At 37.1% G+C, this 4,103-nt stretch carries 4 protein-coding genes; 1 reads left to right on the top strand and 3 read right to left on the bottom strand.

Annotation, left to right across the window (positions count from 1 at the left end; all coding sequences use genetic code 11):
• Positions 1 to 503: 503 nt before the first annotated feature.
• Both GQR46_RS16985 and GQR46_RS16980 read right to left on the bottom strand, forming a co-directional pair.
• Positions 504 to 1,067: a carboxymuconolactone decarboxylase family protein gene (locus tag GQR46_RS16985; protein ID WP_165741657.1), complete on the bottom strand. Its 564-nt coding sequence runs from the start codon at positions 1,065 to 1,067 to the stop codon at positions 504 to 506.
• Positions 1,068 to 1,131: 64 nt separating this feature from the next.
• A complete protein-coding gene (locus tag GQR46_RS16980) occupies positions 1,132 to 1,776 on the bottom strand; it encodes a DsbA family oxidoreductase (RefSeq protein ID WP_165741655.1) in 645 nt (214 codons plus the stop codon).
• 249 nt (positions 1,777 to 2,025) lie between these two features.
• Between GQR46_RS16980 and GQR46_RS16975 the strand changes: the two genes are divergently transcribed.
• Positions 2,026 to 2,973: a LysR family transcriptional regulator gene (locus tag GQR46_RS16975; RefSeq protein ID WP_165741653.1), complete on the top strand. Its 948-nt coding sequence runs from the start codon at positions 2,026 to 2,028 to the stop codon at positions 2,971 to 2,973.
• 208 nt (positions 2,974 to 3,181) lie between these two features.
• Here the strand turns inward: GQR46_RS16975 and GQR46_RS16970 are convergent, their stop codons facing one another.
• The gene (locus GQR46_RS16970) at positions 3,182 to 3,811 is read right to left on the bottom strand and encodes a hemolysin III family protein (protein ID WP_165741652.1); all 630 of its coding nucleotides are present in this window, start codon (positions 3,809 to 3,811) and stop codon (positions 3,182 to 3,184) included.
• Between the last annotated feature and the right edge of the window lie 292 nt (positions 3,812 to 4,103).

Below are 4,103 nucleotides of genomic sequence, written 5' to 3'. Positions count from 1 at the left end.
TATTTTTTAATTGGAGTGGCTGTCTAGTTTAGTTTTATTTTAGTTTTAGTTTTAGTTTAGTTTAGTTTTTTAGTTTTTAGTTTTATTTTGGCAATAAAAGAGGCATCGAAAAAATGGACGATGCCAATTCGAGACTGGCGTAATGCAATGAGTCTTTTTATCATTGAATTTGAGGAACGCCTCAGTAAGCATATTTAAAATCTAAAAACGGGCAGTTACACAGAATCCGTTACATGCTCCTTAAAGGCTATGCACTTCAGATTTTAATCTGCCACCTAATTCAGCATGCTTAAACAAATAATTAGCCCATTCTTCAGTATCTTTATCAGCATAATAATTAAACTCAATCGGTATTTTCGTTATAACTGATCTGATCGACTGATATAAATTAAGTTCAATTCGGGCTTAATTTATTTGTGCATAAGATGTATGCCGATAGGGTAATAACGGTAGCGGCTCTCAACAGAGTCTTTAATATGTTCATTTTTATACTCTCTTTGCTATCAGCTTGGCGTTGCTTTCTTATCCCAAGAAAATTTTTGGAAAGGCTTATCCACAGGCGTTTTTGCAATGTGATTAACATAGTTACTGATCACTTTTTGAGACACACCAAGAATGATTTCTAATAACTGACGTTGAGCATAGCCTGCGGCGAAAAAAGCAGAAATATCTTCATCTGAAACATTACCTCGCTTACGAACCACATTCAGTGTCATATCCTGTAGGGCTTGAAGTTTCGGGGTTGGCATTGCTTTTTGATCTCTCAATGCTTCAGTTAATGACGGGTCAACTTTCATACTGTTTGCGATAGCGGTATGAGCAGGAACACAATAGGTGCAATTGTGTTCAACATTAATGGTTTGCCATACAACCGTGAGTTCGTCTTTATCGAACGATGTATTAGTAAAGAGTTTACCTAGCTCTTGATACGCCATTAAAAGCTCTGGTGCTTCGGCCATTACCCCGTGTAAATTAGCAATCATGCCATTTGTTTTAAGGGAGGCTGCTAGTATTGCTTTGCTTTTTTCTGGTGCTGTTTCTACGTTATGAATATTGAATGTGTTCATTTTTATGCCTCTTATATAGTGTAGTGGTATAATTTTCAGTCGTTATTGAATAGTTATTAAGTCGTTATTGTGAAACTAACTCTGTTAATATTTGCTTATAAGCCTCAACAGTGCGAGAGCCATTAACGAGTACTTCATTATTAAAAATTAAAGTGGGTACCACAGAAATCCCAAGCGTATGCCAGCTTGAAACCTTCTCAGCAATACGGTGTTGAGTTTTTGGGTTATCTAATACGTCAGACAAATCAGTTATCGATATACCCACTTTTTGAGCCAATTGCGCAAGTACATTTCTGTCTGAAATGTCTTTTTGGTCAGTAAAAAAGGTATTAAATAACTGCTCTTTCAGCTCAGTTTGTTTACCGGAGTCTTTTGCATAATCCAGCAAAGTATGCGCATCAGTCATATTGACGACACGTGACTCATCTGTGAAATTAAAAGTGAACCCCGCTTCCTTACCTAGCTTCGTGATATTGGCGCGATTTGCATCACCTTCTTGCTTAGTTCTTCCGTATTTACGCGTTCCATAATCGTAAATATTTTCACCTTCTGGTGCGATATCAGGATTAAGGAAGAATGGCTGCCATGCAATGGTAACCTTGTCTTGTAAGTCTAATTCAGAGATGGCTTGTTTTAGCCGCGTATAGCCTATTGCGCACCAAGGGCAAACGGCATCAGACACAAAATCTATCTTTATCTTTTTAGTCATAATATCCACCAAGTGGTTAATCATTGTTGATGGACGTATTATGAATTAACCTCTTGGATAGATAATCATGAGTTTTTTCCAATAATTGTGGAAGTATATGCCACAATAGATATCCGAATATATTGGGATAAGAGTTTAAAATAGCTTTAACACTTATTAATAAAGGCTTAAGTTAACACTCCTGACAACTGCGTTTCTGTTCGTGTTGACAGGAATGACAACAATGATAACGAAGTGAGAGGTTTTTTTATGGACATAGCAACTAGGCTTGACCTATTTCTTGATGTCGTCAGGCAAGGTTCATACACTAAGGCCGCTGATTTAAGGCTCATGGATAGATCTTCACTATCTAAACAAATCAAAATATTGGAAAGTGAGCTAGGTATTCGTTTGCTTAATCGCTCCACACGTTCACTTTCGTTGACAGAGGCTGGAAAAGAAGTATTAAAACAAGCTGAGTCGATCAGGCAGACTATTTCTGATACTCATCGTATTGTTGAGTCTTTTCATGGAAAACCTAAAGGCTTACTGAGAATAACGAGTCCTACCTTGTTCGGTAAGTTGTATGTGCAAAAAGCCATTGAAATATTCATGAAAAAATACCCTGATACAGATATTCAATTAGACCTTGATAACAAAGTATTGAATGTAATCGAAGACAGATACGATATTGCATTTCGAATTGGTGATGTACAAGATTCAAATTTAGTCGCTAGAAAACTGGCCAACAATAAAATTGCTATTTTGGCATCAAAATCATTCATTGAACAATACGGCACCCCTAAAACACCCGAGGAACTGGTTAAGTTACCTGCCGTTTTTTTCTCAAACGGTGGGCTTGTAGTCAATAAGATCCCAATTGGACGAGATTCAAAAAATGGAGAGTTTAGACTTTGGGAATTTAAAGGCAGATATAGAGTTAATGAACAAGAATTGGTGCTTGGTGCTATAAAGTCTGGGCTAGGCTTCGGTGTACTAGCCCTATATATGTTAGGTGACAATATAAAAAGATTTGATTTGGTACCGCTGCTAACAAACTACGCCTTACCGGAGCCTTTTGGTGCTTTCTATGCCGTATACCCTCATAGAAACCCAACACCATTAGTCAATAAATTCCTTGAGACTTTTAAAGAAACAATAGGAGACGTCCCTGTTTGGGAAAGCTACATCGATGATTACGCAAGTTACTATCAATAAATCATTTATCTATTTTTATCTAACATCAGTTCTTTACTGTGAGTTAAATAGTTAAACATATCGATATCACGAATTTTATTAGGTCCGCTTTGTTGGAAAACTTACCATTAGGATATCAACCGATAACATCAAAAAATCTAAAAACATACGGTTTGCTTGAACGGCTGGTTTTCGCTTAAACCAGATCAATCTAATTGGCTTAACCAGCTCAATAAACATAGTTACTAATCGAAATATAATGGCAAACACACCCGGCAATTACAAACAAATGCCAAATTGCATGGCTAAACTGTGTGCTTTTAGCACTGTAAAATAATGTCCCTAAACTATAAAAAATACCGCCGGCAAGTAGCCAGTAAAGTGCGTTTACATCAACACTTGAATAGAGCGGATATACAATAGCCAGTGCAAACCAACCCATGAGTAAGTAGGTGGCGAGTGATATTTTTTTATTACCGTTTTTTACAAGTACTTTGTATGCAACGCCCGCCAGTGCTACTGCCCATATAAAGGTAAGCGTAGCCCATGACCAAACACCGCTTAGCGAGATTAATAAAAAGGGGGTATAAGTGCCGGCAATGAGTAAGTATATGGCGCAGTGATCGCACTTTTTATAAAAGGCTCTTAAGCGCGGTTGAATACTGGCGTGGTACAAAGTGGATGACAAAAACAGCACAAATAGGCTGCTGCCATAAATTGCAGTACTAATATACGCTTTAGTGCTGGTGGCTTGGCTAAATAGATCCCACATTACAAATACGGCAAAAATAATACCGAGTGCATGGCTGATTACGTTTAGTTGTTCTTCTTTACGGGAATAAGGCGCTTCTAACGACATAACTGTTCCTACCACTATTGGAATTAATTTCAGTGTACAACTGTACGCTGAAAGTTTCAATCTTAGCTGTGAGTAATTCTAAATAACTTTATTTGATACGCTACTTTAGCTTTTACTTGATTTTAAAGAGAATTAATTCACTATGTTGGTGTCTAGTGTAATACATATTACGAGCTGAAATAACCATGAAACAAGATTTAAAAGCTGCTTTACTTACCGCTATTGTTTACCCTGGAGCGGGGCATTTTTCTTTAAAAAAACACCTAATAGGCGCTATTTTTGCGGGTGTATT

The organism is Pseudoalteromonas sp. Z1A6 (assembly GCF_011378745.1).
In the GTDB taxonomy this organism is placed as follows: domain Bacteria; phylum Pseudomonadota; class Gammaproteobacteria; order Enterobacterales; family Alteromonadaceae; genus Pseudoalteromonas; species Pseudoalteromonas arctica.
The sequence above is the reverse complement of the archived record's forward strand: the minus strand, read 5'-3'. Positions and strand labels throughout refer to the sequence as shown.

Coding starts and splice junctions, on each gene's coding strand:
- GQR46_RS16970 (WP_165741652.1), bottom strand. CDS start 3,811: ATGTCGTTAGAAGCGCCTTATTCCCGTAAAGAAGAACAACTAAACGTA.
- GQR46_RS16985 (WP_165741657.1), bottom strand. CDS start 1,067: ATGAACACATTCAATATTCATAACGTAGAAACAGCACCAGAAAAAAGC.
- GQR46_RS16980 (WP_165741655.1), bottom strand. CDS start 1,776: ATGACTAAAAAGATAAAGATAGATTTTGTGTCTGATGCCGTTTGCCCT.
- GQR46_RS16975 (WP_165741653.1), top strand. CDS start 2,026: ATGGACATAGCAACTAGGCTTGACCTATTTCTTGATGTCGTCAGGCAA.